General features: G+C 72.1%; 22 protein-coding genes. 15 read left to right on the top strand and 7 right to left on the bottom strand.

The window, feature by feature from the left end; all coding sequences use genetic code 11:
• The first annotated feature begins 180 nt into the window (after nt 1-180).
• Nucleotides 181-1,371, top strand: a complete 1,191-nt coding sequence (locus WME85_RS53150) for a glycosyltransferase (protein WP_437833588.1) — start codon at nt 181-183, stop codon at nt 1,369-1,371.
• 24 nt (nt 1,372-1,395) lie between these two features.
• On the opposite strand, the gene chrA is transcribed toward WME85_RS53150, so the two are convergent.
• The 3 genes from chrA to WME85_RS53135 form a co-directional block, all read right to left on the bottom strand.
• Nucleotides 1,396-2,583 carry a chromate efflux transporter gene (gene chrA / locus WME85_RS53145; protein WP_437833586.1) on the bottom strand — a complete coding sequence of 396 codons (1,188 nt, stop codon included), beginning with the start codon at nt 2,581-2,583 and terminating at the stop codon, nt 1,396-1,398.
• Nucleotides 2,584-2,674: 91 nt separating this feature from the next.
• Nucleotides 2,675-4,846 carry a VWA domain-containing protein gene (locus WME85_RS53140; RefSeq protein WP_437833583.1) on the bottom strand — a complete coding sequence of 724 codons (2,172 nt, stop codon included), beginning with the start codon at nt 4,844-4,846 and terminating at the stop codon, nt 2,675-2,677.
• A 237-nt stretch (nt 4,847-5,083) separates the two neighbouring features.
• Nucleotides 5,084-5,281: a DUF5522 domain-containing protein gene (locus tag WME85_RS53135; protein WP_437833580.1), complete on the bottom strand. Its 198-nt coding sequence runs from the start codon at nt 5,279-5,281 to the stop codon at nt 5,084-5,086.
• Between the two features lie 136 nt (nt 5,282-5,417).
• Between WME85_RS53135 and WME85_RS53130 the strand changes: the two genes are divergently transcribed.
• The gene (locus WME85_RS53130; RefSeq protein WP_437833577.1) at nt 5,418-7,352 is read left to right on the top strand and encodes a hypothetical protein; all 1,935 of its coding nucleotides are present in this window, start codon (nt 5,418-5,420) and stop codon (nt 7,350-7,352) included.
• 56 nt (nt 7,353-7,408) lie between these two features.
• Here the strand turns inward: WME85_RS53130 and efp are convergent, their stop codons facing one another.
• Nucleotides 7,409-7,972, bottom strand: coding sequence for an elongation factor P (efp, locus tag WME85_RS53125; RefSeq protein WP_437506746.1), 564 nt, complete (start codon nt 7,970-7,972; stop codon nt 7,409-7,411).
• A 184-nt stretch (nt 7,973-8,156) separates the two neighbouring features.
• Here efp and WME85_RS53120 point away from each other — a divergent pair, with 184 nt between their 5' ends.
• On the top strand, nt 8,157-9,017 hold the full coding sequence (locus WME85_RS53120; RefSeq protein ID WP_437306778.1) for a tetratricopeptide repeat protein: 861 nt from the start codon (nt 8,157-8,159) through the stop codon (nt 9,015-9,017).
• Between the two features lie 27 nt (nt 9,018-9,044).
• Here WME85_RS53120 and WME85_RS53115 read toward each other — a convergent pair whose 3' ends face one another.
• Nucleotides 9,045-10,097, bottom strand: a complete 1,053-nt coding sequence (locus tag WME85_RS53115; protein ID WP_437833574.1) for a hypothetical protein — start codon at nt 10,095-10,097, stop codon at nt 9,045-9,047.
• Nucleotides 10,098-10,156: 59 nt separating this feature from the next.
• Nucleotides 10,157-12,148: a molecular chaperone HtpG gene (gene htpG / locus WME85_RS53110; protein WP_437833571.1), complete on the bottom strand. Its 1,992-nt coding sequence runs from the start codon at nt 12,146-12,148 to the stop codon at nt 10,157-10,159.
• A gap of 413 nt (nt 12,149-12,561) precedes the next feature.
• On the opposite strand from htpG, the gene WME85_RS53105 reads away from it, so the two are divergent.
• The 3 genes from WME85_RS53105 (at nt 12,562) to hisN (ending at nt 15,618) form a co-directional block, all read left to right on the top strand.
• Nucleotides 12,562-13,632, top strand: a complete 1,071-nt coding sequence (locus WME85_RS53105) for a hypothetical protein (protein ID WP_437833568.1) — start codon at nt 12,562-12,564, stop codon at nt 13,630-13,632.
• Nucleotides 13,633-13,696: 64 nt separating this feature from the next.
• On the top strand, nt 13,697-14,725 hold the full coding sequence (locus tag WME85_RS53100; RefSeq protein WP_437833565.1) for an alpha/beta hydrolase: 1,029 nt from the start codon (nt 13,697-13,699) through the stop codon (nt 14,723-14,725).
• A 95-nt stretch (nt 14,726-14,820) separates the two neighbouring features.
• A complete protein-coding gene (gene hisN / locus WME85_RS53095; RefSeq protein WP_437833562.1) occupies nt 14,821-15,618 on the top strand; it encodes a histidinol-phosphatase in 798 nt (265 codons plus the stop codon).
• Nucleotides 15,619-15,648: 30 nt separating this feature from the next.
• Here the strand turns inward: hisN and WME85_RS53090 are convergent, their stop codons facing one another.
• Nucleotides 15,649-16,338 carry a TetR/AcrR family transcriptional regulator gene (locus tag WME85_RS53090; RefSeq protein WP_437833560.1) on the bottom strand — a complete coding sequence of 230 codons (690 nt, stop codon included), beginning with the start codon at nt 16,336-16,338 and terminating at the stop codon, nt 15,649-15,651.
• 117 nt (nt 16,339-16,455) lie between these two features.
• On the opposite strand from WME85_RS53090, the gene WME85_RS53085 reads away from it, so the two are divergent.
• The 9 genes from WME85_RS53085 to gspE all read left to right on the top strand — a co-directional run bounded on the left by WME85_RS53085 (nt 16,456) and on the right by gspE (nt 26,078).
• Nucleotides 16,456-17,064 carry a hypothetical protein gene (locus WME85_RS53085; RefSeq protein ID WP_437833557.1) on the top strand — a complete coding sequence of 203 codons (609 nt, stop codon included), beginning with the start codon at nt 16,456-16,458 and terminating at the stop codon, nt 17,062-17,064.
• Between the two features lie 32 nt (nt 17,065-17,096).
• Nucleotides 17,097-17,480, top strand: coding sequence for a (2Fe-2S) ferredoxin domain-containing protein (locus WME85_RS53080; RefSeq protein ID WP_437833556.1), 384 nt, complete (start codon nt 17,097-17,099; stop codon nt 17,478-17,480).
• Entirely contained in the window at nt 17,480-17,938 is a 459-nt protein-coding gene (locus tag WME85_RS53075) for a hypothetical protein (RefSeq protein WP_437833553.1), read from the top strand. Before WME85_RS53080 ends, WME85_RS53075 begins: the two co-directional genes overlap by 1 nt.
• Nucleotides 17,939-17,943: 5 nt before the next feature.
• A complete protein-coding gene (locus tag WME85_RS53070; RefSeq protein WP_437833550.1) occupies nt 17,944-18,501 on the top strand; it encodes an isochorismatase family protein in 558 nt (185 codons plus the stop codon).
• A 142-nt stretch (nt 18,502-18,643) separates the two neighbouring features.
• Nucleotides 18,644-20,056 (top strand): sigma-54-dependent transcriptional regulator, encoded by a 1,413-nt coding sequence (locus WME85_RS53065; RefSeq protein ID WP_437833547.1) that lies wholly within the window; start codon nt 18,644-18,646, stop codon nt 20,054-20,056.
• Nucleotides 20,057-20,272: 216 nt separating this feature from the next.
• Nucleotides 20,273-21,256 carry a type II secretion system protein GspC gene (gspC, locus tag WME85_RS53060; RefSeq protein WP_437833544.1) on the top strand — a complete coding sequence of 328 codons (984 nt, stop codon included), beginning with the start codon at nt 20,273-20,275 and terminating at the stop codon, nt 21,254-21,256.
• Nucleotides 21,257-21,299: 43 nt separating this feature from the next.
• Entirely contained in the window at nt 21,300-21,611 is a 312-nt protein-coding gene (locus WME85_RS53055) for a hypothetical protein (protein WP_437833541.1), read from the top strand.
• A 52-nt stretch (nt 21,612-21,663) separates the two neighbouring features.
• Entirely contained in the window at nt 21,664-24,306 is a 2,643-nt protein-coding gene (gene gspD / locus WME85_RS53050; protein ID WP_437833538.1) for a type II secretion system secretin GspD, read from the top strand.
• The gene (gene gspE / locus WME85_RS53045; protein WP_437306765.1) at nt 24,303-26,078 is read left to right on the top strand and encodes a GspE/PulE family protein; all 1,776 of its coding nucleotides are present in this window, start codon (nt 24,303-24,305) and stop codon (nt 26,076-26,078) included. Before gspD ends, gspE begins: the two co-directional genes overlap by 4 nt.
• Nucleotide 26,079: the final 1 nt, after the last annotated feature.

Here is a 26,079-nt window from a genome sequence, read left to right as displayed (position 1 = left end):
GTGACGGATCGCCCGGTGAAGGGCGGCGACACGAGAAAACCTCGACGAGCACAGCAAGGAGTCTCTGCCCGAGGGCCTCGAGGCGCGATGAAGCCTGTCACGCCTCGGTTGCGGAAAGGCAGCGCTGGGTTTGCGGTCCGGCCATCGGGACGCCACGCGTCTCCGTCACCATCGCCATCCATGGATTGGGGAGATCTGGCGACGGTCGCGCCGGCGGCGCTTTCATCCATCATCTACGGGACGCTTCAGGCCTCCTTCCACTGGAGGTTCACGCGGCATCGCCTGAAGGCGCCGCGGGGCGAGCCGAGCCCGCTCGGCGCGACCCCGGTCGTCAGCATCCTCAAGCCCGTGGCGGGCGTCGATGACGAGCTCGCCAGCAACCTGGAATCGTTCGCCCACCTCGATTATCCCTGTTACGAGCTCGTCTTCGGCGTCGCCTCGCACGAGGACCCGGCTGTGCCGGTGATCCAGGCCTTCATCGCGGCGCACCCCGGGGTGAGAGCGCGGCTGTGCTTGACGGATCCGGGCGAGGCGCTGAATCCGAAGGTGGCGCAGCTCCTCGAGCTCGCGCGCAGGGCGGAGGGCAGCGTCTTCGTCATCTCGGACGCCAACGTGCGTGTCCGCCCGGACTACCTCCGTTCCCTGCTGTCGATCTTGATGCGGCCCGGCGTGGGGCTCGTCTCGAGCGTGGTCGTGGGCACGGGGGAGCGCACGCTCGGCGCGGTGGTCGAGAACGCGCAGCTCGGGTCGTTCATCGCGCCCGGGGTCGTCGCCGCGGCCGAGCTCGCGGGGCGGTCGATCAGCGTGGGCAAATCGATGGCGATGCGGCGGATCGACCTGGAGCGGGTGGGAGGATTCGAGAGCGTGGCCAGCGTGCTGGCGGAGGACGACATGCTCGGGCAGCGCTTCAGCGCGTGCGGGTTCGTGGTCGATCTCTGCCTGGATCCGATCGAGAACCGCAACACGAGCTGCTCGCTCATGCGGACGCTGGATCGGCACACCCGCTGGGCGAAGATGCGGCGCGCGCTGGTCCCCCGCTGCTTCGCGGTGGAGCCGTTCAACTCGCCGCTGCTCATCGCCTGGCTGACGCTGCTGCTCAGCCCGACGCGCCTCGCGCTGGAGGTCTGGCTGTTCGCCTGGACGCTGCAGAGCCTGGGGACCTTCCTGGCCTTGAGGGCGCTGCGGCCGGCGCGCTCCAACGTGTTGCTCGTGATCGCGGAGCCGCTCCGCACGCTGTGCTGGTTCTTCTGCTGGCTGAACGCCTACTCGAACCGGCGGGTCGCCTGGCGGGGAAACGCGTTCTACATCGGGGCCGGGTCGGAGCTGGTGGCGGCGGACGAGCCGTCTTCCGTGCGGTCGCCTGCCAGGTAGCGGGCGCGATTCCGACGGCTCGACTCAGAGGTGAACTGACATGACGCCGATGGCGGCCCCGGCCAGGATGAGCCAGAGCGAGCTCACGCGGTAACGGACGAGCAGGAGCGTTGCCATGATGGCCAGAGCGACGGTGAGCCAGTCGACCAGCGCCGCCCGGGCGAGGCGGTAGGAGACGACGGCCATCAGCGCGAGCGACGCCGCGTTCACGCCGTCGAGGAAGGCCGAGGCGACGACGGAGCGGCGGACGCGGGGGATCAGCGGGCCGCTCAGGGCGACGAAGAAGAACGCCGGGAGGAAGATCCCCACCGTGGCGACCGCAGCGCCCGGGAGGCGGCCCAGCAGATAGCCGATGAACGTCGCCGTCGTGAAGACAGGGCCGGGCGTCACCTGGCCGACCGCCACCGCGTCGAGCAGCTGCGCCTCCGTCATCCATCGATACCGCTCGACGAGGTCGGCGCGGAGGAACGCGAGGAGCACATAGCCGCTCCCGAAGAGGACCGAGCCGACCTTGACGAAGAACAGGAACAGCGGCAGGAGGCCGAACGGCACGCCCGCCGCGGCAGCCGCCGCGGCGCCGCCGGCGAGCGGGACGGCGACGGCCGCCGCGCCAGGAGAGGGCCCCCCAGGGCGCGCCGCCGCCAGCCGGTGCGCGACGGCGAGCGCGCCAGCGCCGGCCAGGACCGCGAGCTCGTGGACGCCGAGCAGGCTCGCGGCCGCGCAGAGCGCCGAGAGGCCGAGCGCGAGCTTCGAGCGCAAGCCGGTGCGGCCGAGCCCCCAGAGCGCCTGGACCACCACCGCGATGATCACCGGCTTCACCCCGTAAAGGAGCGCTGACATCTCCGGCACGGCGCCGAACCGGACATAGCCCCACGCAAACCCGAGCGTGATCAGCGCCGCCGGGACGATGAAGCAGCCGCCAGCCACGAGCAGCCCTGCCCAGCCGGCCCGGCGGTGCCCGATGTGGATCGCGAGCTCGGTCGAGCTGGGCCCCGGGATCAGGTTCGTCGCGCCGTAGAGATCGAGGAAGTCCTCGCGCGTCATCCACCCGCGACGGCGGACCACCTCGTCCTCCATCATCGCCACGTGCGCCGCCGGGCCGCCGAAGGCCGTGGCGCCCAGCCGCAGAAAGAGGCGCGCGAGCTCCCAGAGCGCCGCGCCGCGCGCCTGCCCCGGCGCCCCGGCGCCCTCGCTGGCCAGGCCTTCACCCATGAGCGTTCCTTAGCCGAAAGCGAGGCTCGCCGGTCCTCCAGCGAGCCGCCGGGGCGAGGCCCCACGGCGGCTCCTGGGCTCCGGCCGCTCGTCAGTCGATCGGGGGTTCCGGGATCTCCGGCGGGACGAGGAAGAACACCTTGCGGGTGCTGAGCGTGGTCACGCTGTCGCCGGTGACCACGATGTTCGCCGTGAACACCTGAGGCTCGGTCGTCGGAGGCACCGAGACGTTGATCTTCGGGATCACGTCGAAGCAGACCGTGGGCCCCGGGAAGACGTTGGTGAAGGTGTCCGCCACGGCGTCGAGGTTCTTGTCGATGACCCTGAGCCCGGAGGTGCAGGGCTCCGGCGCCAGGTTGTTCGCGATGATCTTGTCGACGAAGGCGCTCACGGCGTCGATCGCGTCGCTCTCGTTGTCCTCCGCCGCCGCCGAGATGTCGAGCGTGACGTAGGTCGTGAGCACCTTGATCGCCTGCACGACAGCCAGGTTCAGGCCGGCGCCGCTGCTGGCGACGAGGAACACGAGCGGGCACTTGCCGTTGGTCGCCGTCACGCCCCTGCCGTTCTCGCCGGTGCAGCACTGGCCGACCGCGCACCGCGGCGGGCGCATGCCCTCCGGCCCCCATGCCGTCGGCGGGACAACCGAGCCGGTCGCCAGCGCGCCGGCCGTGAGATCGGCCTTGGCCTCGCTCCCATCCTCGAGGTCCGTCACCATGCCGATGAGGCGGCCGCCCAGGCCGGTCACCGCGTTCAGCGCTTGCGTGTGGCTCGGCGACGACAGCCCCGAGTAGTTGTTCCCCGGGATCGTCCCGTTATGGCTCGGCACGTCGGTGATCATCACCACGATGGGCAGCGAGCCGGTGCGGAAGCCGACGCCGCCGATCGTCCCCACCGACTCGCCCGCCGGGATCGCGCCCGGCGGCGCGTGCACCGGGTCGAACGCGGGCACCTCGGAGTTCCCCTCGGTGGTGCCTCGCCCCGTGGCGACCTGATAAAGAGCCTCCCAGCCGCTCTCCGGCGAGTCGTTGCCGCCCGAGGCCCGGAGGTCGTCCACGGCGCTCTGCACCGAATCCCGCCCTTCCGGCGTGAGGACGCTCATCACCCGGTGCTCCAGGAAGAAGGGCTGATCGGAGGAGTCGCCGTACGGCTGCTTCGGGAAGTCCTTGTAGTGGGTCACCCCGATCCCGATGCTCGGGATCTCCTCGGCGAGCTGATCGATCATCTCCTGGAGCGCGTGCTGCAGGTTCGAGATCGAGCCGCTCATCGAGCCCGTGGTGTCCATCGCGAACACCACGTCGGCCTGCGAGATGTTGGTCGAGAAGTCGAGCGTGTCCTGCGCGGGGGTCGGGTCGTCCCGATAAGGCACGATGAACACGAAGTCGCCGTTGGCCTGCGGGTTATCCAGGTCGTCGTTCGGGTTCGTGCCGGCGGCGAGCTCGATGAGGTCGCTGACGCCGTCCTCGTCCGTGTCCTCGCTGGCGGTGCTGGACTCGCCCGGGTCGAGCACGCCGTCGCAATTCACGTCCTCGAGCTGGTCGAGCAGCCCGTCGTTGTCGCTGTCCAGATCGAAGAAATCGCCCCCGCCGTCCAGGTCGCTGTCGACGGGCGGCAGATCGGGATCCCCGTCACCCCGCTCGACGGAGTCGGGCCGGCAATCGTCGTCCGAGTCGAGATCGCGGAACGCCGGGATCCCGTCGTTGTCGGCGTCGAGCTCCCGCTCGAACCGATCCAGGATGCCGTCATCATCGGAGTCGATGTCGCGGTAGTCAGGCGACCTGTCATCGTCGGAGTTGATCGGGTCGTCGGCGTCGGGGCCGATCTCCGCCTTGTCCGAGAGGCCGTCGCCGTCGTCGTCGAGATCCGCGTAGTCGGGCAACGTGTCGCCGTCGACATCGTCGTCGCCTTCCTCCTCGTCCGGAATGCCGTTCCCGTCGGAGTCCTCGTCACGGAAATCAGGCACCCCGTCGTCGTCGCTGTCCGGCATCTCCGTTTGCCCGGGCCGGATGGCGCCCTCGACCTTGTCGGGCAGCCCATCGCCGTCGGAATCGGTGTCCTCGAAATCCGGTACGCCGTCGCCGTCGGTGTCGATCGCGTCGTCGCGCCCCTCGTCCTCGTCGCTGATGCCGTCGTCGTCCGTGTCCACGATCGTCGGCCCCGCGTCGACCGGCGGCGGCGGCGGCGCCTGGGTGTTCGACGCGGCGGTGCAGCCGATCGGCACCGAGAGCAAGAGGGAGTAGAGCAGAGGGCGAAGACTGCGACGCATAGGAACTCCTGCGCGAATGTGGGTCACGAGATCCTAGACGCTTCGCGCAATCCGGATCAACCGACATTCCATGAGCTGCGCGAGCTCTCCGCCCGCTCCACGGATGGCTCCGCACACATCGCCGCGGACCGGCGGCGCGCGAGTCTCGGCAGCGACCGCCGCGATGTCGGGTCATGCGGAGACGACGGGACGCCGCAGGCGCGCCGGACACCCGATCCGAGCCGCTCACGCTGCGCTTCAGGAGAGTTTCAGGCGAGGCACAATCACCGTCACCGAGCTCTCCGCCGGCGGGTTCTCCCGGTAAGGACAGTGACGGCACTTCGAGTTACAGCAGTATCCGCGCTTCAGGTGGTACCCCTCTGTGAAAACCACCCGGCCTCCCTCGAGGTAATAGTCCTCGCCCTCGATCGCCTTGGGAGGTTTCGGCCCGCGCATCTACCCTCGATCAAGCTACTCCGAAAACCGCACCGGCGCCATCCGCGCCTCGCGCGCCGACTCGCTGGCGTGACGCTGCTCGTGCTACGCCTGCGCCGCCCGCCGCACCTCGCCTGCTCCGGCTGGCCCGCCCGCGATGCCCGATCGATCCTCCTCGAAGCTCCTGCGCGCCCTGCTCCCGCTCCTCGCCGCGACCGGCTGCGACGGCTGCCCGAGCTCCAAGCCCTACACGCCCTACACGCTCGGCTCGGCGACGCCCTCCGGCTCCCCGCCCCCGCTGAGCGGCGTCGCCCCCGGCGCGGCGGACGCCGGCCTCGAGGCCGGCGCCCCGGACGCCGCCGCCCCGCCCGGCTTCGCGGTCGTGCCGAGCGTCCCGGCGCCGGCGGGCGGCAAGCAGTGGCCCCTCGAGGGCGGCGCCGTGGTCGCCGCGCCGACCGGGCGCACCTTCGAGACCGGGCTCCTCCTCGACGCCGACGGCGACGGCGCGCGCGACCTCGTCGTCTGGGCGCGGTCGCCCGACGGCCTGCGCGGCGAGCTCCTGCTCGCGCCCGCCGCGCGGCCGCAGGCGCTGCGCACGCTCACCGCGCTCCCCGGCGACCTCGCCGCGCAGGGGTGCACCCCGCGCGTCGCCCTGAGCCAGATCGGCCCGTCGGCGCTCGTCTTCGACTTCGCCCCGCAGTGCGGCGCCGACCGCCGCGCCGCCAGCGCGGGCGCCACGCGCTGGCTCGCCGTGATCCGCCTCCCCGGGGCCGCCGCGGGCGCGGGCGCGCCGCCGGAGCTCGCCCTGGAGCTCCGCCTCCGGACGCCGCCGCCGGAGGAAGCCCTCTCCGCCGCCCTCGAGGTCGCCGACCGCGACGCGGACGGCCGCGACGACCTCCTCGTCACGCTCGGCCTCTCCGGCGCGCTCCGCCCCTTCCACGCGCCCGCGGGCGCCGCCTCCGAGCTCCGCGCCCCGCTCATCTTCCTCGACCGCCCCGCGGGCCTGTCGCGCGACGCCGCGCAGCCCGGCGAGACGCTGCGCGCCCTCGCCGCGTCGCTGCTCCGCGACGCCCGCGGCAAGGCCACCGCGCCGGCCGTGGCCGCCGCCGCCCAGCGGCTGCGCCGGCTGAACGCCGTCCTCTGCGCCGACGCCGCGGGCGGCGGCGCGCTCGCCGGCCGCGACGCCGCCCGCGCCGGCGAGGCCCTCGTCTGGACGGGCGCGGGCCCGGTGCGCTGCGGGGAGCCGGGGCTCGCGGCGGCGATCGACAACGCCGAGGCGGTCGCGGCGTCCACGCGAGGCGCGCCGCTCGCGGCGATCGCGGCGCTCGACCACGGCGCCGAGCCCCGCACCAAGGACGCGGACAAGCTCCTCGCGAAGCTCGCGCCGCCGGCGGCCGCCACCGCCGTGTACCGCACCGCCGCCGCCCCGCAGCCGGCCGGCCCGGGCGCGTTCGGCCCGCTCGCGTTCGAGGCGAGCGGCGCCCTCCTCGTCCGGACCGCGCAGGGCGTCGTCCGCGTCGACCCCGCGACGTCCGCCGAGTCGGCGACGGACATCCCCCCGTGGCCCGCGGCCATCCACGCCGGCCCCGCGCAGCTCGTCGCCGTCGAGCGGCGCTGCGACGCGCCCACGCTGCTCGCGCTCTTCCGCAGCTCCCCAGACGCCGTGGGCGAGATGGAGGTCCCGCTCCCGCTGCTCCGCAGCCAGGGCCCCCGCGCCCGCGCGGCCTCACCCGAGCGCTGCGCCGGGACCGAGCGGCTGCCCTTCTCCCCGCTCGCCGCGTCCGAGGGCGGCTTCGACATCGCCGTCGGCGCCGCGCTCGTCTCGATCGACCTGCGCGCCGCCGCGCCGGCCTCGTCCGCGCTGTCGTTCCCGCTCACCACGCCCGCCCCGCAGGGCGCCGCGCGGTCGCCCGACGGCGCCACGCTCGCGGTCCCCGCCGCCGGCGGGCTCCTCGTCGCGACCGCCGCGGGACCCGCGCGCCTGTGGTCAGGCGGCGATCTCGCGCAGGCGACGGCGTGCGCGCCGGCCAACGGCGGAGCCCGCGTCGCGTGCGTCGTCGGCGCGGCCGCCGTGATCTTCGAGGCGAAGTGACCCCCGGCGGCCCGCTGCCGCGTCCCGCGGGGGGTCAGCCGAGGGTCAGCCGAGCGTCAACCCTTGTTGACGCGCTCCAGGTACTTGCCGTCGGTCGTGTCGATCTTGATCCACTCGCCCTCCTTCACGAAGAGCGGGACGTTGACGGTCGCGCCGGTCGACACCGTGGCGGGCTTGGTGGCGCCGCTCGCCGTGTCGCCCTTCACGCCCGGCTCGCTGCTCACGATCTGGAGCACCACGTGCGGGGGCATGCTGACGCCGATCGGCTGCCCGTTGAACAGGGTCACGTCGATCGACATCCCGTCGCTGAGCCACTTGGCGTCATCGCCGATCTTGTCGCCGGAGACCGTGAGCTGCTCGCCGGTCGCCGCATCCATGAACACGAAGTCGGTGCCCTCCGGATAGATGTACTGGAGGCTGCGCTCTTCCACGTCCGCCGGCTCCAGCTTCTCGCCCGACTTGTACGTGCGCTCGAGGACGGCGCCCGTCGCCATGTTCCGGATCTTGACGCGGGTGAACGCCTGCCCCTTTCCCGGCTTGACGAACTGGAAGTCGATGACCGAGTAGGGCTGGCCGTCGACCATCATCTTGAGGCCTTTTCGGATGTCGCTTGTGTCCATGGGCAGAGCTTCCTGGTAGCGTAAGGGCGGCCTGTCGGCGAGGCCGGGGATCCGCGTCCTCGGCCCCCTGGCGCGGCTCGGGAGTCCGCGTCCGCGGCCTCCGGGGCGCGGTTCAGGGGTCCGCGTCGCGGCCCCTTAGCACGAGCGCGGCCTCCTGCACAGGGCGCGGTTTCAGGACCTGAAAATGCACGACTTCGACGACGAGCTCCGGGAGATCAAGCGTGAGATCGTGGAATCCCGTGGGCTCATCATCAAGACGAACAACCTCACGAACGCCCTCGCGGCGGATCTGAAGAGCATCTCCAAGCGCCAGATGGCGTACGAGCGGCGCGCCTTCTGGAACAGCGCGAGCGCGAACCTGCTCTTCGTCATCGTGGTGATCGGCGTGGTCAAGCTCGCCTGGGACGCGCGCGTCGACGCCGTCCAGGCCGAGACGAAGGGCGCGCGCGACCGCATCGCGAAGCACGAGGCCGATCTCAAGGAGATGCAGCAGCGGAGCGACGCGCGCGCCAAGGCCGAGAGCGACGCCGCGGCGTTCTACGAGCTCATCCGCGCCGAGCGGCGGCAGGAGGTGATCGAGGGCTTCGAGGCGCTGCGGAAGGCGCCGCTCACCCGGGCCGAGCTCGCCTTCTTCACGGACGCGGTCGATCAGGCGCGCTCGGAGCTCTCGATCAAGTCGTACCAGACGGGGCTCGATCACATGCGGACGGGCCGCTGGCACGAGGCCGCGGTCGCGTTCGAGGACGCGATCCGCCAGAAGGAGACGGCGTCGCACACCCCGTCGGCCCGCCTCAACCTGGCGCGCGCCTACCGCCGGCTGAACCGGCAGCGCGACGCGATCCCGCTGCTCATGACGCTCTCCGAGGCGTCGCCCGACCGCGAGGTCATGGATGACGCGACCTTCCTCTTGGCCGAGTGCCTCCTCGACATCCAGGCCTGGAACGACGCGAAGACGACGCTGCGGTCGTTCATCCGCCGCTTTCCGGACAGCGCGTTCATCAACGACGCGCGCCTCGCCCTGGCCGACGTCTCGCTCCGGCACTGACGCCGGCGCCGCGTCACGCGCGCTGCCTCAGGACGGGGAGCGCACGTCGATCTGGCGCGGCTCGTCCTTCTTCTCGAACCAGCTCGAGCGCAGCTGACGGCGCAGGCCCGACGCGAACAGGCAGTCGCGGAACGCGTTCTGCTCGAAGGTGACGGCGCTGTGCGCGAGCGGGGTCTCGATGAAGATCGCGCGGCCGCTCAGCAGCTGCTTGCGCGTGAGCTGGCCGGGGCGGCGCTCGTGCAGGCAGGCGACGCCCTGCGCCTCGAGCGCGCGCTCGAGCTCCAGGTTCAGCCGCCGCACGTCGCCCGCGACGAAGTGGCTGATCAGCTTGTGCCTGTCGCGCCCCGACTGCCCCTTCCGCTCGAGCACCCAGTCGCGGAACGCGTCGACCTCCCCGTACAGCGCGTCGAACAGGTACACCTCGTTCACCTCGCAGCCGCCGAGGCGGAGGCACGCGGCCGCGACGCGGTACCCGCCCGAGTGCGCCGACAGGCAGAGCCTCCCGAGCTTCGCCTGCCGCGGGACGGCGCAGTCGCCGAGCGCCCGCCGCGCCGAGGGGGTGTCGAGCGCCGACGCGAGCTCGCCGCAGAGCCGCCGGAGGCCGCCCTGTTGCCCGAGCTTGCCCGGCGGCGACTCGGCCGCGTTCACCGCCCCCTGCGGCACGACGAGCACCGCGTTCTGCTTGCTCTCGTGGAGCTGCTCGCGGAGCTTGTGCGCCTTGATCGCCCGCTCCGCGGTCGTGACGTGGCCGTGGAAGTGCACCACGAGGTCGAGCTCGTCGCCCTCCGGCGCGCGGTAGTGGGCCGGCACGAAGACCATCACGGTCGCGTCCCGGTACGGGGACGGGGCCGCTTCGCAGGGAAAGGGCGCCTGCGTGAGCTCCAGCTTCAGCGTCACGCCGATGTCGGAGGTCTCGACCTCCTTCACCTTCGAGTCCGCCCTGGCGAGCGCCGGCGCCGGGTCCCAGAGCCCCGGCGCGGCCACGACGCCGCCCGCCACGCCGAGCGCCCTGAGGAAGGCCCGACGGCCGAGCGCGGGCGCTGCGCAGCGGGACGGCCTGGCGACCTCGTCGGATGTCACCCCCGCGCCGGTACTACGCGCCCCCGCTCAGGGCCAAGAAACCGCCGGAGCGCCGCTCGTCAGGGCTGGTTGCCGACCGCCGCCGTGCTCACCTGCGCGAGCAGGTCCTGGATGCGCCGGACGAGCTGCGCCGGCTCCTGCACCACGCCCTCGACGAGGAGCGCCTGATCGAGGAGCAGCTCGGACCACTGCTTCACCCGCTCCGAGCCGGGCTCGCGCCCCGCCAGGATGTCGAGGTTCTTCACCACCGGGTGGCTCGGGTTGAGCTCCAGGATCCGCTTGGACTCCTCGGTGCTCTGGTTGATGCTCTTCATGATCCGCTCGAAGTTCGCCCCTGGGTCGCCCTCGGCGGCGACGAGGCAGCTCGCGCTGTCGGTCAGGCGCCGCGACACGCGCACGTCCTTTACCCGGTCGCCCAGCGCCGCCTTGACCGCCGCCACGGCCGCGTCGACCGACGCCTCCGGCTGGTCCTTCTTCTCCGGCTCGGGGCCGAGGTCGACGTCGCCGTGCGTCACGCTCTTCAGCCGGCGCTTGTCGAACTCGTTCACCACCTTCACCAGCCACTCGTCGACCGGATCGATGAGGAACAGCACGTCATAGCCGCGCTTCCGGAACGCCTCGAGGTGCGGGCTCTGCTCGACAGCGCGGCGGCCGAGCCCCGTCACGTAGTAGATCTCCTTCTGCCCCTCCGGCATCTTCTCCACGTACTCGCGGAGCGAGATGACCTTGCCGGCCTCCGTGCTCATCGACTCGAACCGGCAGAGCTCGACGATCGCGTCCTTGTTCTTCCAGTCGTTGACGGCGCCTTCCTTGATGAACCGGCCGAACTCCTTCCAGAAGGCCGCGTAGCGCTCGGGATCCGACTCGGAGAGGTCCTTCAGCGACTTGAGCACCTGCTTGACGATCTGCTGCTCGATCTGGGAGAGCGTGCGGTTCTCCTGGAGCATCTCGCGCGAGACGTTCAGCGACAGGTCCTCGGAGTCGACGACGCCGCGCACGAAGCGCAGGTGCATCGGCGTCAGCTTGTCGCAGTCCTCGACGATGAGGACCCGCTTCGCGTAAAGGCGAACGCCCCCGCGCTCCTTCCGGAACATGTCGTCCGGCACCTTCTCGGGCACGTAGAGCAGGGCGTGGAACTGCACGGGCGCGTCGATCGACAGGTGCACCGTGAGCAGCGGCTTGTCCCCCTCGTAGCCGCCGGTCACGTGCTGGAAGAACTCGGCGTGCTGCTCCTCGGTGATCTGCGACTTGGGCAGCGTCCAGAGCGCGGCCGAGCGGTTCGCGACCTCGTCGTTCACCTTGATGGGGAAGTGAACGAAGTCGGAGTACTTGCGGATGATCTCCTTGATGCGCCAGGCGTTCGTGTACCCGCTCGCGTCCTCCTTGAGGTGGAGGACGATCTTCGTGCCGGGGTGCTCGCGATCGCCCGTGGCGACGGTGAACGAGCCCGCGCCGGACGACCGCCACAGGACGGGCTCGGCGCCCGGCAGCATCGAGCGGGTCTGCACGTCGACGCGCGAGGCGACCATGAACGCGGCGTAGAAGCCGACGCCGAACTGGCCGATGAGCTGGAGCTTGCCGCCGTCCTTCTTCTGCTTCGCGGCCTCCGCATTGGCCTTCAGGAACTCCAGCGACCCCGAGCGCGCGATCGTGCCGAGGTTCTGCACCACCTCGTCCCGCGTCATCCCGATGCCGTTGTCCTCGATGGTGAGGGTCCGCGCCGCGTCGTCGAGCGTGATGAGGATCGCGGGCTCGCCCGACTGCTCGGCGACGCCCTCGCGCGTGAGAGCGAGGAAGCGCGCCTTGTCGAGCGCGTCCGACGCGTTCGAGATGAGCTCGCGGAGGAAGACCTCCTGGTTCGCGTAGAGCGAGTTGATGACGAGCGCGAGGACCTGCTGCACCTCGGCCTGGAAGGGGAGCTCGACGGCGCCCGCCGCCCTGGTCTCGTCGGAGGTGGACGGCGCGGGCGGCTGGCCGCCCGCCTCCGCGACCGAGGGCTCGGCAGAGGGCGTGGCGCCGCTGGTTTCGGGGTTCTGGCTTTCCGTATTCATCTCGGCGACCAAATGGATCCGATTTTCGAAAGGGCAATCCCCTGACGCGCAGCGGGCGCTTCCCCTACCGCGCCGTTGGGCCCTGCCCTGCTCGGGGGGCCCCCGTCACGGCGCTCCTGGCCAGGGTGGGGGCTCGGCGTACCGGTCACAGGTCGCCCCCTGCGCCGAGCCCCCGCCGAGCCTCTGCCGAGCCTCCGCCGAGCCTCTGCCGAGATCGAACGCTGCACGCCTGGCTCGTGACGTCGAGGTCGCTGTCCTCGATCCCCGCATCCGTGCTCGGCTTTTCCGGAGGGTAAGGGTTTCTTCAGAAGGGCGGCGGCGCTAGATTCACCGAGGTTGCACCCACGCCGTCGGGGAAATCTGTTGTGGTAGCACTTCTCCGTGCAGTAGTCCGTCTTCTCCCGGTAATCGGGATGCTGGCGCTCGCGGGGTGCGGCAACGGGAGCAAGGCGGCGGCCGACGACGTGAAGCGTCTGCCCGCTGTGCTCCAGTTCGAGGGGTATGTCTACGTCCCCGCCGACACGAGTGATTTCAAGATCCTCGAGCGCGTGCGGGCGCAGACGCGCTCGGTGTTCACGGGGCTGCGGCGGTCCCGGGTGATGGTGAGCCGGCGCGAGGTCCAGGGCGCGACGGCGGAGAGCTTCAGCAAGGAGGCCGTGACGGTCGTCGACGGGGCGTCGGGGCGGCGCGACCTCGCGCTCCGCGTGCGGTACCGCTATGTCGCCCGGCCGGAGATCGCGAACGGCATCGACGATCGGAAGGAGATCGCGCTCGCGCTGCTGCACCGCGAGGACGACGCCGTCGCGGAGCGCGTGCTCCAGGAGTGCACGACGAAGCCGGAGCTGACCAAGGGGGGATTCAGCGCCGTCGGCCTCGACTTCGATCCGTCCCTCCCGAGCTGCAAGGCCGCGATCGACGCGGAGCAGGCGGCGATCGACGCCGCGCGCGCGAAGGTGCCCGAGCTCGCCGGCGGGTCGCCCGCGTCTGCCAAGGACACCGTGGTCACGGTCGAGGAGGTGCGGCGCCTGTACATCCCGACGCGGGTGACGGTCGAGCTCCGCGAGCGGAGGCCGGGCGAGGTCGCGCCGCGCTATGTCCCGGTGGATCGCCCCGAGGAGGTCGCGCGGGCCGCGGCCGAGGCGCCTCCCGGCGCCCGGGGTCCCGAGGAGCTCGAGCCGGTGGCGGTGCTCGTCGACCCGGATCTCTCGAACCGGCGGACGCCCGAGGAGCAGGCGATCGCGGACGGCACGATGATGCCGCAGCTGCCCGTGACGGGCGGCACGAGCGTCGAGAGCGGCGGGAGGCGGCTGCCCGAGGTCGTGAGCCCCGCGGTAGCGCAGGGGCAGCAGCGCAAGGCGGAGCCCCAGAACGAGCGGTTCGAGATCCCGTTCGAGACGCTGGCCGACCCCAAGTTCCTGGTGGTGTGGCTGAGCCTCTTGATGGCCTATCCCATCCTCCGGGGCGACCCGCGGAAGCGCGGCTGACTCGATCTGGCGCGTCCGGCCGCCGGGGGCGCGGGCTACGTTCGTCGCCATGATGCTGCGCCTCATGAAGATGTTCGGTCTCGCACTCGTGGAGACGGCCGTCGAGCGCGCCCGCCGCGGGCCTGCTCGCCCGAGCTGGGGCTTTGGCTTCGAGTGGATCGTCCGGTTCCTCCGCCGCGACTTCACCGACATGCTCGACTGGCCCTATCCCAGGGTCCGGGCCGAGCTCGACGCGCGCCGGGTTCCCGACAAGGCCGTCCGGCGCGTCCAGCGGACGAGCGATTCCCTGAAGGGCGTCCCCGCCGTCTGGTTCGAGCCCCCGGGCGCGATGGAGCGAGGCGTCGTCCTCTACTTCCACGGCGGCTCGTACCTGTACGGCTCCACGAGGACCCACGCGGACATCATGGCGCGGCTCGCGCTGGCGAGCGGCGCGCGCGTCGTGGGGATCGACTACCGCCTGGCGCCGGAGCACCCCTACCCCGCCCAGCTCGAGGACGCGCTCGCCGCCTTCGACGGGCTGGTCGAGCGGGGCCACGCGCCGGGCGAGATCGCGCTCGCGGGCGACTCTGCCGGCGGCAACCTCGCGCTCGTCACCCAGCTCGCGCTGCGCGACCGGGGCGCGCAGGCGGGCTGCGCCGCGCTCATCTCTCCCTGGCTCGACCTCGCCGCGACCAGCGCCTCGACGCGCGCGAACGACCCGACCGATTACGGCACGAGGGACGGCCTGGCGCGCCAGGCGCGCGATGTCGCGGGTTCGATCGCGCTCGACGACCCCCGGCTGTCGCCCCTGCACGCGCGCCTCGACGGCCTGGCGCCGCTCTTCATCCAGGTCGGCGACGCCGAGCGCCTCCATGACGAGGGCGTGGAGCTCGCGCGGCGCGCCCGCGCGGCGGGCGTCGACGTCACGCTCGACGTGCTGCGGGACATGCCGCACAACGGACCGGTCCTCGCCGAGTACCACCCCGAGGGCGCCCGGGGCGCCGAGACCCTGGGGTCGTACCTCCGAGCGTGCCTGTCGGCGGGCTCGCCGGCGCCGCGCGCCCGGCCGCCGTCGACGCGCCCGGGCGCGGGCGCGCCTGCGCGACGGGCCTGAGCGTCGCGCCGGGCCCGTTGCGGTGCGCGCGCGCAGCGCGTACTGGATCGCGCCCTGGGGTTCGCCTCGTGGGGACCTCGAGGAGGACGCAGGCGATGACCCCTACCCAGGACCTTGTCGATCTGGCCCAGCGGCTGGCGGACGCGAGCGGCGCGGTGATCCGGCGCTATTTCCGCAAGGGCGTCGAGGCCGACGACAAGGAGGACGCGAGCCCGGTGACGGTCGCGGACCGCGAGGCCGAGGCGGCGATCCGCGAGCTCCTCGCCGCGGCCGCGCCAGGCCACGGGATCGTGGGAGAGGAGCTTGGCCGCGAGAACGAGGGGGCCGAGCTCGTGTGGGTGCTCGACCCCATCGACGGGACGAAGGCGTTCATCACGGGCAAGCCGCTCTTCGGCACGCTCATCGCCCTGCTGCACCAGGGCCGGCCCGTGCTCGGCGTCATCGATCAGCCCGTCCTCGGCGATCGCTGGCTCGGCGCGGCGGGCCGGCAGACGCTGTTCAACGGCGAGCTCGCGCGCGTCCGCGCCTGCGCGGGGCTCTCCCTGGCGCGCCTCTCCACGACGGGCCCGCAGTACTTCCCGCCGGCGGCGGGCCGCGCCTTCGCGGCGGTCGCGGCCCGGGCCAAGCTCCTGAGCTACGGCGGCGACTGCTACCAGTACGGCCTCGTGGCGAGCGGCTGCGTCGACGTCGTCGTCGAGCACGGCCTCAAGCTCCACGACTTCGCGGCGCTCGTCCCCGTGATCACCGGCGCCGGCGGGATCATGACCGACTGGGAGGGTCGCCCCCTCGACGCCGCGAGCGCCGGAGACGTGGTCGCCGCCGGCGACCCGCGCGCCCACGCCGAGGTGCTCGCCGCGCTCCGCGCCGGTCCTCCGGATCACGCGGCGCGCTGACGCGCTTCACGGGGCGCGCTGACGCGCGTCTCAGGCCCGGAGCCCCCGGTAGTGGAGGGCGAGGGCGCTCTTCAGCCCCGGATCCAGCGCCGCCCCGAGCGTCACGAAGCCGCTCAGCCACGACAGGAGCGCCGCGAAATAGAGGGCGAAGATGTTGTGCGCCGCGGCGAGCGGGTCGATGTCGCCCGCGACCTCGCCGCGCGCCTGGGCGTCGCGCACGAGGCCCGCGATGCGGTGCAGGAACGCGAACGTGAGGGCGTTCAGCCGCTCCCCGTTCGGGCCCGACGCGCCGGGAAAGGCCTTCACGAACGCCCGCGACACGACCGGCTGCTCGCCGTACATCGCGAACAGCTCCCCGAAGACGTGGAGCAGCTGCGGGAGCAGGGGCTCCTTGCGCGGCAGCGCCTCGAACGCCGCGTCGACCGCGGCCGCGAGCCGGTCGTGCATCACCATCATCAGCAGGTCGCCCTTGTCGCGCGCGTGCACGAACACCGTCCCCGTCGCGACCTCCGCGCGCTCCGCCACCGCCTTGGTCGTCGTCTCGTCGTACCCGAGCTCCGTGAAGAGCGCCCACGCGGCGTCGCGGATCCGGCGGCGGGTGTCGAGCTTCTGCGCGGCGCGCCCGCCGCGCTCCGGCGCCGGCGCGGCCGCCGCGGCCGGCTCGACCGGCGCGGCGGCCCCCTTCCGGCGTTTTGTCGCGCGTGTACTGACCTTGCTCATCTCCGGGCAATCTGCCGACGCCGATAGTTCCAAGTCAAGTCGGGCGCCCTCCTTGACAGAGCGAGCCCAAAGAATGACCATGGTCACTGACTGAAGTCATTGAACGAGGGTGGTGCCATGGCTCTGGTGCATTACGACGAAGGCCTCACGATGCGGTCGGCGCGGGCGATCTACTTCGACGTGAACCGCTTCGGCGCGGACGGCGGGTACGGGGACGCGTGGGTGGACTTCAAGCTCGGTCCGCTCCCCGTTCCGTTCCCGAACACGCGGGCGCGCGTGCGCGCCGTCCGCTACCACGACCTGCACCACGTGCTGACGGGCTACGACACGAGCACGATCGGCGAGTTCGAGATCTCGGCCTGGGAGCTCGGCGCCGGTTGCAAGGACTTCGCCGCGGCGTGGCAGCTCAACCTGGGCGGCCTCTTCGCGGGGCTGCTCTCGGCCCCGCGCCGGACGGTCCGCGCTTTCCTCCGCGGCCGCCGCAGCGAGAGCCTGTATGGCCGCCCCTTTGAGGCGCTGCTCGACCGCACGGTGGGCGAGCTCCGCCGGGAGATGCGCGTCGACTCACCTTCTTCCAGCCCGGCGGCGATCGACGCGCTCTGGCTCGCGCTCGCGAGCCTCGCGGGCCTCGCCGTGGCCGTCGTGGGGCTCGCTGTCGCGCTCGTCGTGGCGCCGATCGGGATCGTGAACCTGGCGCTGCGCCGCCGCCGCCCCCGCCCAGCTTGACCTGGCGCCGCAGGCGCACGAGGATCCGCCCCGTGCCCCAGCGAAAACGCTACCTCTTCGTCTGCGTCAACCGCCGCCCGGACGGGGTCCCCAAGGGCTCCTGCGCCCAGCGCGGCGCCGAGGGCATCCACGCCCAGCTCAAGATCGCCCTCGCCGAGCGCGGCCTCGCGAAGGTCGAGGCGCGCGCCTGCACCGCGAGCTGCCTCGACGTCTGCTGGGCGGGCCCGGTCATCGCCGTCGAGCCGGACGGCTACTTCTACGGGCGCGTGACCCCCGCGGACATCCCGGAGATCGTCGACGCCCTCGCGTCGGGCGGCCGCGTCGAGCGGCTCGTGCTCCCGCCGGAGGACTTCACGGAGGCGACGGCCGGCCCGCCGCTGCCGGCGCCGCCCCGCGGCGCGCCCCCGGAGGCGTGATGGGCGGGGGCGTGATGCGCGGCTTCGAGTTCTGCGAGACCATGGCCGGGAGCTTCCACCTGGTCGAGTCCCCCGCCGACGAGCGGCCCATGTCGTTCACGATCCGCGCGCGCTCGCGCGGCCTGCTCGCCTTCCTGCGCAAGCCCGAGGTCGAGATCGAGGGCGAGATCGACGCCGAGGGGTTCGCCGACCACCGCTACCTGACCGGGCGGCTCGGGCTCGACCTCGCGCGCACCGGCACCCTGCCCTACTCCTTCGAGTTCACTGCGAACGACGGGCGCCGCTGCGCGTTCGCCGGCCGCAAGACCGTGCGCCCCCGCGACCTCCTCGCGTCCATGACCGTCCTGCCCGGTGTCCTCGTCGGCGAGGGGGGCGCCGTCATCGGCGAGGCGCTGCTCCGCTTCGACCTGCGGAGCGACCTGCTCCGGTTCTTGAGGAGCTTCCGGACCGCGAGGTAGCGACCATGCGAAGGCTCGAGCCCGCCGCGAGCGCGGTCATCGTCGTCGACGTCCAGGAGAAGCTCGCGGCCGCGATGCCGGCGCCCCAGATGGCCGCCCTGACCCGCGCCGCGACGGTGCTGATCGAGGCGGCGCGCCGGCTCGGCGCGGCCGTGATCGCGACCGAGCAGTACCCCGCGGGGCTCGGCCGGACCCTCTTGCCGCTCGCCGAGAAGCTCGCCGATGCCGGCGCGCCGGTCATCCCGAAGATGGAGTTCTCCGCCTGCGACGCCCTCGAGTTCGAGCGCGCGTTCCTCCAGCGCGCACCCCGCGCCGCGATCGTCGTCGGCCTCGAGGCGCACGTCTGCGTCTTCCAGACCGTGCGCGAGCTCGCCGCGCGCGGCGTCACGGTCCACGTGCCCCTCGACGGCGTCGCCTCGCGCCGCGACGACCACCGCCTCGCCGGCCTCGACCTCTGCCGCGCGGCGGGCGCCACCATCACCACCGCAGAGACCGTCGTCTTCGACTGGCTCAGGGTCGCCGGGACGGACGACTTCCGGCACCTGTCGAAGCTCATCCGCTGAGCCTGGCCGCGCGCTGCGCCGGGCCGGACGCTCTGACAACGTCGTCGTGCCACTTTGTCAAAGGCGCCGAGCGGACTTTGTCAGACCCTGTCAGACCCGTGCTCAGCTGGACACCCGGGCACCACCCGTGACATAGTGGCGCATGGCTGACGATCTGGCACAAGGCGGAGCACCGCCGAGCGCGCCTCCGCCCGCGGGCGCCGCGCCGCCGCCCGGCGCGCCGACGGTCCTCGTGGTCGACGACGAGCCGTCGAACCTCGCCTCGATCGAGAAGATCTTCCAGCGCGACGGCATGCGGGTCATCACCGCGGACGGCGCCAAGGCGGCGCTCGAGATCGTGCGCAGCCGCCGCGTCGAGGTCGTCCTCACCGACCTGATGATGCCGGGGGTCAGCGGGCTCGAGCTGCTCCGGGCGCTCAAGCAGATCGCGCCCGACACCGAGGTCGTGATGATGACCGCGTACGGGACCGTCGAGACCGCGGTCCAGGCCATGCGCGAGGGCGCCTACGACTTCGTGGAGAAGCCGCTCAAGCGCATGACGATCATCAAGAGCGTGCGCAAGGCGGCCGAGCGCCAGTCGCTCGTCGCCGAGAACCGCTCGCTGCGCCAGGAGATCAAGCTGCTCACGAAGCGCGAGATCGTCGGCTCGAGCCCGACGCTCCGCCGCGTCCTCGACATCGCGACCCAGGCCGCGCCCTCGAGCGCCACGGTGCTCGTGCTCGGCGAGAGCGGCACCGGCAAGGAGCTGCTCTCGCGCTTCATCCACGAGCGCAGCGCGCGGTCGCGGGGGCCGTTCGTGGCGGTCAACTGCGCGGCCATCCCGGAGACCATCCTCGAGGCCGAGCTCTTCGGCCACGAGCGCGGCGCGTTCACCGGCGCCCTCGCGAAGCGCGAGGGCCGCTTCGCCAAGGCGGCGGGCGGCACGCTGTTCCTCGACGAGATCGGCGAGCTCTCGCCCGCCGTGCAGGTGAAGCTCCTCCGCGTGCTCCAGGAGGGCGAGTACGAGCCCGTCGGCGGCGACACGGTGCGCGCCGACGTCCGCCTCGTCGCGGCCACCAACAAGGACCTCCGCGCCGAGGTCGCCGCGGGCCGCTTCCGCGAGGACCTGTTCTACAGGCTCAACGTGATCGCGATCACGGCGCCCCCGCTCCGGACCCGGCGCGAGGACATCCCGCTCCTCGTCGACCACTTCCTCGGCGTCTACTGCTCGAAGAACAACCGCCCCCGCCTGGAGGCGCCGCGCGACGTGCTCGCGCGCCTCACCGACTACACGTGGCCGGGCAACGTCCGCGAGCTCGAGAACGTGATCGAGCGCGCCGTGGTGCTCTGCCGCGGCGACCAGCTCTCGGTCGACGATCTGCCCGACTTCATCCGCGAGGCCGCCCCCGCCGAGCCGAGCTCGCTCACCTTCTCGGTCGGCACCCCGCTCGACGAGGTCGAGCGCCGGCTGATCCGCGAGACGCTCCGCCACGCCCGCGGCGACAAGTCCGTGGCCGCGCAGCTGCTCGGCATCTCCACGCGCACCATCTATCGCAAGCTCGGCGAGCTGGAGTGACGCGGCGCGCGCACCCCGGCGGTCAGGGCCCGCGCCGGCTCGCCGGCACGCCGGCACCTCCCGCGAAAATCCATTTGTCACTTTGGCAATCGAGGCCGCCCCGCGCGCCGCGGGTGCGTCACCTTGGCGGGGCGGCTACCGTACTTCCGTGAAAATGATGGGGAACTGCCAGCAATTGGCCGCTGGCATGGAACTCGCCTAGAGGAGCATGGGCGCATGGGCATCGACGCGATCCTGAAGCGGTATTTTCCCTGGGTTCTAGGCGTGCTGATCGCGCTCGCCGCCTACTTCCAGGCGTCTGGCATGGGTCAGCTGGTGGCCTCCAGCGTCGCTGTCGACGCGCCGCCGCCGCCGCCGCCGAGCCCCCCGTCGCGCGCGGGGGCGTTCGGGTCGAGCGCGAGCACCGACCACGCGACCAGCGCCGGCGCGATCCTCTCGCGCAACCCGTTCGACTCGGTCACGGGGCCGCTCGACGGCAAGCCGGTCGAGCTCCCGAGCGTCCAGCAGGAGATGAACAACAAGGACCCGTACGCCGATCCCTCGTGCGACGGCGCCCGCGTCCTGCTCATCACGCAGGCCGAGGATCCGGCGTGGTCGTTCGCGGCCATGGCCGGCTCGGACGGCAAGGCGATCCTGCGACGGCAAGGGGATGAGATCAGCGGGCAGACCGTTTACTACGTGGGGTGGGACCGGGTCTGGCTGACCTCCGGCAGCTCGCGGTGCCAGGCCATCGTGGGCGGCCACAACGCCGGCGCGCGGGCCACCGCCGCGGCGGCGCCCGCGACCGCGCCGCCGGCCGCGACGTCGACGTCGAAGGCGCCCGCCCGCGGCGGCAAGAAGGTCCCGCCCGAGATCGCCTCGAAGATCCAGAGGGTGAGCGAGACGGAGTTCAACGTGGAGCGCAGCGCCGTCGACCAGATCCTGGAGAACCAGGGCGAGCTGATGCGCTCTGCGCGCATCGTCCCCGAGAAGGAGGGCGACAAGGTGGTCGGCATCCGTCTGTTCGGGATTCGACCGGACTCGCTGCTCGGGACGCTCGGCCTGGAGAACGGAGATCGGCTGTCCAGCATCAACGGGTTTGAGATGAGCGACCCGCAGAAGGCCCTCGAGGCCTATGCGCGGCTCCGGACGGCGGACCGGCTCACGGTGAGCGTCAACCGCAAGGGCAAGCCGATGAACATCGACTTCAACATCAAGTGAGCGCTGCGGACTGGACCCCAGGGACGAAAGCAGGGTAGCGGCAATGGCGCGATGGATCGGGAGACTGAACGAGGGGAGCCTGCTCCGGCGGACGCTGATGTACATCGGCACGTTCGTCCTGGGCTCGCTCACGTTCGTCGCGGTCATGAGCGTCGTCCTCGTGTCGGTCGCCAGGGCCGTGCTGCCGCCCCGCAACGTCGATGGGTCCGCGGCGGAGACGACCGAGGAGGCCGATCACGAGGCCACCGCCGGGACGAGCAAGAGCGCCCTGGGCAAGACATCCCGCTCGAAGCGGTCGCGGCTCCCGTCGCAGGCCGAGCACGAGAGCGCGCCGAGCGCGCCGGACGCCGACTGAGCGGCGCCGCCCCCCCCCTTTACCAACCACGCAACGAAGATCGAGCCGACTGATGGTGATGACGACCCTCGAGCGACCCCGCTGCCTCCGGAGGAGGCTCCTCGCCGCGCCGGTCGCGGCGCTCGTGCTCGCCGCGGCGGCCCCGCCCGCCGCAGCGCAGCCCGCGAACCGCAACGCGCCCGTGCTGCGGACCCCTGGCCAGAGCACGCCGGCGCCCGGCCGCCCCGGGACCCCCCCGGGCGCGGGCGCGCCGGCCGCGGGCGCGCCGGGCGCGGGCGCCCCAGCTCCAGGCGCGGGCGCGCCGGGCGCCGCGGGCGCGCCGGGCGCCGCGGGTACGCCGGGCGCCGCCGCCGACGCCGGAGATGATCCGCTCGCCGCGGTCAAGCAGGGCGTCCAGGAGATCGAGTTCAAGCCGAAGCCCGGCGGCTACAAGGTCAGCTTCAACCTCGACGAGGCCGACCTCCCCGAGCTCGTCAAGGCGATCAGCAACATCACCGGGCGACGCTTCATCTACGGCGGCAAGCTGCGGCAGATCAAGGCGACGGTGTACGCGCCGGAGAAGGTGACGGTCGCCGAGGCGTACAGCGCGTTCCTGTCGATCCTCGCCTCGAACGACCTCACCGTCATCCCCCACGGCCGCTTCCTCAAGATCGTGGAGACGCCCGGCGCTGTGTCGGAGACGACCCCCGTGTTCGGGGCCGCCGCGCCCGTGCCCGCGGAGGACCGGTTCGTCACCCGCATGTACCGGCTGTCCCATATCGACGCCAACGACGCGGGCGGCGTCCTCACCAAGTTCAAGTCGAAGGACGGCGACGTCACCGTCTACCCGCCCGGCAACCTGCTCATCATCACGGACACCGGGTCGAACATCCAGCGCATGCTCCGGATCGTCGAGGAGATCGACGTCGGGGGCGCCGGCGATCAGCTGTGGGTCCAGCCGGTCCACTACGGCTCGGCCGCAGAGGTCGCGACGAAGCTGAACGAGATCGTCGACCCCAGCAGGGCCGGGGGGGGCGGCGGGAGGCCTGGCCGGGGCGGCGCGGGCGGCACCGGCGCGCGCATCATCGCGGACGACAGGACGAACTCGCTGGTCATCACCGCCTCCGAGCCGGACTACCTGCGCGTCCTCGGCATCCTGAAGCGCCTCGACGTCCCGCAGACGGGGGAGGGGCAGGTCCACGTGCTCTCCCTCCAGCACGCCGGCTGCAAGGAGCTGTCGGCGACGCTGAACCAGGTGCTCGGCGGCGGCGGGGGGGGCGGCGCCGCCGCCGCCGTGGGCGGCAGGGCGGGCGCGCGCAACGCCCCCACGGTGCCCGGCTCGACCGACGACATCTTCGAGGGCCAGGTCAAGGTCACCTGCGACGAGGCAAGCAACAAGCTCCTCATCACCTCGTCGCCCCACGATTACGCCCAGCTGCGCGCCGTGATCGACCAGCTCGACGAGCCGCGGCGGCAGGTGTTCATCGAGGCGGTGATCATGGACGTGAACGTCAACCGCTCGCTCGACTTCGGCATCGGCTACCACGCCGGCGCGCCGTTCGACGGCCTCGAGAACAACGACAGCGTGGCCTACGGCGGCAACAACGTGCTCCGATCGGTCGGCGGCCTGCCGGCGCAGCTCGGCGCGCTCGCGCTGGGCATCCGGGGGCCCGACATCGAGGGATCGAACGACATCCTCGGGACAGGCATCTCGATCCCCGCGTTCGGCGTCGTCCTCCACGCGCTGGCCCAGGACGGCGACTCCAACGTCCTCGCGACGCCCCACATCCTCGCGACCGACAACGTGGCGGCCGAGATCTCGATCGGCCAGAACATCCCGCTCCAGACCAACGTGGGCGGCGGCGGGCTGAACCAGCTCGCGAGCCTGGCGGGCGGCGCGGGCGCGGGCGCGCTCGGCGGGCTCGGCGGCCTCCTCGGCGGGCTCGGCGGCCTCGGCGGCGCCGCCGCGCGCCAGGACGTCGGCACGAAGATCAAGGTCATCCCCCACGTCAACGACTCGGACCAGGTCCGGCTGGAGCTCACCGAGGAGATCTCCGACGCCGGCGCCCCCCTCGAGGGCGCGCTCGGCGCGATCCCCATCAACAAGCGCACCGCGAGCACCACGCTCGTGGTCCGGGACCAGCAGACGGTCGTCATCGGCGGCCTCGTGCGCGACGGCATGACCACCTCGGAGACGAAGATCCCGGTGCTGGGCGACATCCCGGTGCTCGGGTTCCTCTTCCGGCAGCGGGTCAGGACCAAGACGAAGACGAACCTGCTCCTCGTGCTGACGCCCTACGTCATCCGCGATCAGGAGGACCTCCGGGCCATCTTCGAGCGCAAGATGCAGGAGCGGCAGGAGTTCATCGACCGCTACTTCGTCTTCAGCGACAGCGCCGCGTGGGAGCCGCCGCGCGACTTCGGCCGGGCGAACGGGCTCGTCGAGGACATCCGGCAGTCGATCCTCACCGAGGAGGAGCGCGCGCGCCTCGAGGAGGAGGCGCGCCCGAAGGTGCCCCGGGAGCACACGCCGGTGGAGCCGGTGGGGCTGCCCGTGTTCGGCGGCAAGACCGGCAGCGCCGGCGGGGCGATGGCGCCTGGTATGGTGGAGATGGACGGGGACGCCCCGCCGCCCCCGCCGCCGAACGGGGGCGCGCCCCCGCCGCGTCCCTCGCGGAGGCCGATCGGCGGGCGGCAGATGGAGCGCGTCGAATGAGCACCCAGCAGCAGTACCTCGGCGAGATCCTGGTCCGGCGGGGCGTCGTCCCCGCGGAGCGGCTCGTGCCGCTCTACGACACCGTCCGCGAGCGCGGGCAGCCGCTCGCGGACCTCATCGTCTCGTCCAACATCGCCGACGAGGCGACCATCGCGCGGGCGCTCGCGGAGGAGTGCGAGGTCGGCCTCCTCCAGCGCATCGACATCGACGCGGTGCCGCTCGAGCTCGCGAGCCGGGTGCCGATCACCTACGCCAAGCAGCACAAGATCCTGCCGCTCGCCGAGCACGACGGGGTCGTCTACTGCGCCACCGCCGACCCCCTCGACACGACCGCGATCGACGACGTGCGGGCGCTGTTCGGCAAGCCGGTCGAGATCGCCGTCGCCACGAGCGACGTCGTGCTGAACGCGATCAACCGCATCTGGGAGAAGAAGGAGGACGGCGGGGCGAAGCTCGAGGGCGAGGCGGCGCTCGAGGAGGACAACCTCGTCGACATCATCGACTCGGACGACGACGCCCCGATCATCGCCTGGGTCAACGGCCTCTTCGCGCAGGCGGTCCGCGAGCGCGCGAGCGACATCCACATCGAGCCCGAGGAGCGCGACGTCGTCGTCCGCTACCGGATCGACGGCGAGCTCTACGTCGCGAAGCGCGCCTCGAAGCAGTTCATGGCGCCGATCATCGCGCGCGTGAAGATCATGGCGTCGCTCAACATCGCCGAGAAGCGGCTCCCGCAGGACGGCCGCATCACCCTCAAGATCGCGGGCAAGAGCGTCGACATCCGCGTCTCGACGGTGCCGACGAGCCGCGGCTTCGAGCGGATCGTGATGCGTATCCTGCACAAGGCGTCGGTCCTGCTCGGGCTCGACGACCTCGGCTTCGCGCCGCGCGAGTACGCCCTGATGGACGGGCTCATCACGCGGCCGGACGGCATCATCCTCGTCACCGGCCCGACCGGCAGCGGCAAGACGACCACGCTCTACGCCTGCCTCAACCGCATCAACGAGCCGAGCCGGAACATCCTCACCGCCGAGGACCCGGTCGAGTACGAGATCGGCGGCATCCACCAGATCCACGTCCACCCCGGGATCGGGCTCACCTTCGCCTCGGCGCTGCGCGCCTTCCTCCGGCAGGACCCGGACGTGATCATGGTCGGCGAGATCCGCGACAAGGAGACGGCAGAGATCGCCATCCACGCGTCGCTGACCGGTCACCTCGTGCTCTCGACCATCCACACGAACGACGCGGCCGGCGCCGTGACGCGCCTCGTCGAGATGGAGATCGAGCCGTTCCTCGTGCGGAGCAGCGTGATCGGCATCCTCGCCCAGCGCCTCGTCCGCCTGCTCTGCCCGACGTGCAAGGTCCCCTACCGCCCCTCGGATTACGAGCTCCAGCAGCTCGGCCTCGACCAGGACCGGCTCGCCTGGAAGGCCCGGCGGAAGCTCTCGAACCGGTACGGCGTGCACGGCCAGAAATACGACTACATCGGGCAGGACATCGACCGGGCCGTGTTCTACAAACCCGGGGGCTGCGACGCCTGCAACCAGAAGGGCTTCATCGGCCGGCGGGGCATCTACGAGCTGATGATCATCGACGACGCGGTGGGCCCGCTCATCCTGAAGAGCGCGGACGCGCAGACCATCAAGCGGGTCGCCATTTCCCAGGGGATGGATACGCTCCGTGACGACGGGGCGCGCAAGGTGCTCCAGGGCACCACCACCGTCGAGGAGGTGCTCGCGGCGACGCAGGAAGACGTCATCGTCGACGAGTAGG

This window comes from Sorangium sp. So ce1153, from assembly GCF_051521595.1.
GTDB lineage: Bacteria > Myxococcota_A > Polyangia > Polyangiales > Polyangiaceae > Sorangium.
Note: the sequence above shows the minus strand (reverse complement) of the source record. Positions and strands in the feature narration are given on the sequence as shown.